This window comes from Microbacterium sp. (assembly GCF_035554235.1).
GTDB lineage: Bacteria > Actinomycetota > Actinomycetes > Actinomycetales > Microbacteriaceae > Microbacterium.
Genome location: NZ_DATMIO010000074.1, coordinates 1 through 3,236 on the forward strand (window position 1 = coordinate 1; position 3,236 = coordinate 3,236).

Here is a 3,236-nt window from a genome sequence, read left to right on the forward strand (position 1 = left end):
TGGCGCACCAGCTGTTGTGGTCACCGGTGTCGAGCCGACCTTCACCGACGATGACGCCCCGGCGGCCTGGTGTCGTCGTGGCGAGCACCAAACGTCGCCTCCTGTGTGCCGGGAACCTGACCTACCCGCTAGCAGCAATCGGCACCGGTTTCACCGGACTCTTCTGCTTCCGCGACGCTGACGCGCAAGGACCGGATGGCGTTGTCCGCGGTGACCCCCAGCGGTCAGTCGATCCAGGTGGTCTCACACGGCCGGCACCACCACAGCCGCTCGAGCGAGGAGTTCCAGCCTTGGTCGAGTGGCTTGAACGTGGCCGCCGGGTCGCCGCAGAACAGGCATTGGGGCCCGTGGACCGCGTTGGTCTCGATCCATCCTGTCGTGCTCGGCGGGGCGGCGTGCATTCCTTCCAGACTGGGCATGCGGTTCATACTGCGCCCTCGTGCTCAAGAAATGACACATCGTGGTGGTCTGGGGTCGGGCCGGTGGCCGGCGGCCACCTGCTCAGGTCGACGCTGCCGGCGGCCGGGAGTTCGCAAGGGGCGATTCCAGGCGACGAGACGCGGTCGGGTTCACGCGGCGCCGACGCCCGACGACCCGGGATGTTCGTCCAAGGTGGCCTGCACGCCGATCTCGACATTGCCCTGGAGCGCCCGCGACACCAGGCAGTTGCGTTCGGCCTCCTGCGCCGCCCGGTCGAACGAGGCCGCGTCCGCGCCGGGCACCACACCATGCACCTCGAGCCGGCTGGAAACGATCGTCGGCGTCCCCGACGTCTCCAGCGTCACGGTCGCGGTTACCCACAGGTGCTCGGGAGGGGTTCGCCGTGCCGCCAGGATCGACCCCAGGGCCATGGTGAAGCAGGCCGCGTGCGCCGCCGCGATGAGCTCCTCGGGGCTGGTCTTGCCCTCGGGCTCACCGAACCGCGACGCGACGGTGATGGGTAGGTCACCGAGCGCGCCGCTGCCTCCCGAGGCATGCCCGGAGCCTCGTGCGATGCTTCCTGTCCAGTCGACTTCCGCGGTTCGCTGCACGGCCGCCATTGGCTCCTCCTTCGACGATCGTGGTGGATGCCTTCACGCCGTCGAGGATCGCGCCGGGGCGGCCTGCTGTCGTCACGACCAGCATCAGTTGTTGCCTCTTGTCTGCTGCAAACCCCACCTACCTGCTAGCTGCAGGGGGGCAGTCGACCGGGCCCGGTAATGACGCACCAACGCCGAGACGATCGGTACCTGCCTGGAACGGGGAGCACTATGACTCCAAAGCCATCATGGGACGGCGGCGAGGTAGGCCAGCAGGTGCGGGCTTCAGCGTCCGGGAGCTGGCGGTGGTCGGTGGCGTGAGGTGGGCCAGGCAGCTGGGATCGGGGATGATGGGTTTGGCAGGCACGGGTATCCGCCTGGGTCATGAGGCTGTGGAAACCGCATGATCCTGGACGTTCGTGCCTGCATTTGACTATTCGGCATGACTGCGCGAACCCGACGGAGCACCACAACGACGGTGCCCTGCCACAGGCACTGCCTTCGTCGTGCCGATGGCCCGCGGCGCTGTGGCGAGCAGAGGACAGGCGCAGTAGGGACCGCGCCAAGGAACGGCTTCGTCGACGGCGGTGCACGTGTACGAGACCCGATGGGTAGGTGCCCGCGTCACCTTGGAAGGCTGGGCAGACGCGGTGTGGGTGGAATCTGCACGTACCTCAGACGAGGCCGGTGATCATCGCGACGATCTCCTCGCCCGTCGTCTGCGCTGCGGTGCGGATCCCGACCTGCTTGCCGCGCCGGAGCACGCAGATTCGGTCGGCGAGTCCGAACACCTGGTCGAGTGAATGGCTGATGAGAAGGATCGCCGTTCCCCGGTCGCGCAACCGCCGAATCAGCTCTTCGACGCGTTGCGTCTCGGCCACGCCGAGCGAGGCCGTCGGCTCGTCCATCAGCACGAGCCGCTGCGCCCAGTGCACTGCCCGGGCGATCGCGACTGCCTGGCGTTGGCCGCCTGAGAGATCGCGGATCGTCTTGCGCGGGCTGTCGATGCGCACGTCGAGATCGTCGAGGAGCCTCTGGGTCTCGGCTGACATCGTCTCCCGGTCGAGCCGGCGGAGGAGGCCCCGTACGAGCTCGCGGCCGAGGAACATGTTCATGTACACCGGCTGCAGATCGGCCAGCGCGAGATCTTGGAAGACGGCCTCGATCCCCTGCCTGCGGGCTTCAAGCGGGTGGGGGAACTGGACTGCGGCCCCGTCGAGCAGGATCCGCCCGGACGTCGGCGGATAGACGCCCGCGAGGCAGTTCACGACCGTCGATTTCCCGGCTCCGTTGTCGCCCACGAGTGCGACGACCTCGCCACCGTCAGCGTCGAGCGTCACGCCGTCGACCGCGACAACTGCCCCGAACTCCTTCCTGAGGTGCTCGACTCGCACGAGCGGCATCGACCTCAGCGTCCTCTCCGCCCGCGAAGCGTGAGCGAGATCGCGAGCAGCAGCAGCACACCCTGGGCGATCAACTGCTCGGAGGTGGTGAGACCCCACAGGATGAGGCCGTTGGTCAGCATTCCCAAAAGCAGGCTCCCAACCAGCGCGCCGATGACGCTGCCCTCGCCGCCGAACAGGCGTGTCCCGCCGATGACGACCGCCGCGATGACGGTGAGCAGGTCCTGCTCGCCGAGCGTGTAGCTCGCGCCTTGCAGCCGGCCCGTGTAGAGGATCGCGGCGAGCGCGGCCGATGCGCCGCTGAGCATGAAGACGGCTAGGCGGACGCGGTCGACGCGGATGCCGGCCGCTCGAGCCGCCCGCGCGTTGTCGCCCACGGCGACGACGTGCGCTCCGAAGCGTCTGTGTCGGAACACGAAGTGGCCGAGCGCAACAGCGCCGAGCGCCCAGAACGCCAAGCCGGGGATCGGGCCGAGGTCGCCGGAGCCGAAGATGTCGACAAACCGCTGGTTCTCGACGGCGACGGACTGGAGATCGGTGACGGAGCGCGCAACACCGGTGACGATCCCCATCGACGCGAGCGTGACGAGGAAGGACGGCAGCACGAGCGCCGTCACGAACAGACCGTTGACGACGCCCACGCCGATGCCGACGCCGAGCCCGGCGGCGATCGCCAGCACCGCGCTGTGAGTCTGCATCACGTCCGCTGTGACCAGCGCAGCTAGAGCGACGACCGCCCCGAGCGAGAGGTCGATCTCGCCGGCGCTGAGGACGAAGACGACGGCGACGGCCATCACGGTGATGGGCGTCGTCT

4 protein-coding genes are annotated in these 3,236 nt (G+C 68.4%); all 4 read right to left on the reverse strand.

All coding sequences use genetic code 11. The annotated features are described in order from the left end of the window. Positions 1-224: 224 nt before the first annotated feature. The gene (locus tag VNT50_RS03725; protein WP_325483756.1) at positions 225-419 is read right to left on the reverse strand and encodes a hypothetical protein; all 195 of its coding nucleotides are present in this window, start codon (positions 417-419) and stop codon (positions 225-227) included. 150 nt (positions 420-569) lie between these two features. Then, the gene (locus VNT50_RS03730) at positions 570-1,040 is read right to left on the reverse strand and encodes an OsmC family peroxiredoxin (RefSeq protein WP_325483757.1); all 471 of its coding nucleotides are present in this window, start codon (positions 1,038-1,040) and stop codon (positions 570-572) included. Between the two features lie 653 nt (positions 1,041-1,693). Further along, on the reverse strand, positions 1,694-2,422 hold the full coding sequence (locus VNT50_RS03735) for an ATP-binding cassette domain-containing protein (RefSeq protein ID WP_325483758.1): 729 nt from the start codon (positions 2,420-2,422) through the stop codon (positions 1,694-1,696). Between the two features lie 5 nt (positions 2,423-2,427). Further along, the coding region (locus VNT50_RS03740; protein ID WP_325483759.1) for an ABC transporter permease at positions 2,428-3,236 on the reverse strand (809 nt) is incomplete at its 5' end.

What these genes read in the sequence shown, in the direction of transcription:
- VNT50_RS03735 (WP_325483758.1), bottom strand. Translation starts at nt 2,422, where the DNA reads ATGCCGCTCGTGCGAGTCGAGCACCTCAGGAAGGAGTTCGGGGCAGTT.
- VNT50_RS03725 (WP_325483756.1), bottom strand. Translation starts at nt 419, where the DNA reads ATGCCCAGTCTGGAAGGAATGCACGCCGCCCCGCCGAGCACGACAGGA.
- VNT50_RS03730 (WP_325483757.1), bottom strand. Translation starts at nt 1,040, where the DNA reads ATGGCGGCCGTGCAGCGAACCGCGGAAGTCGACTGGACAGGAAGCATC.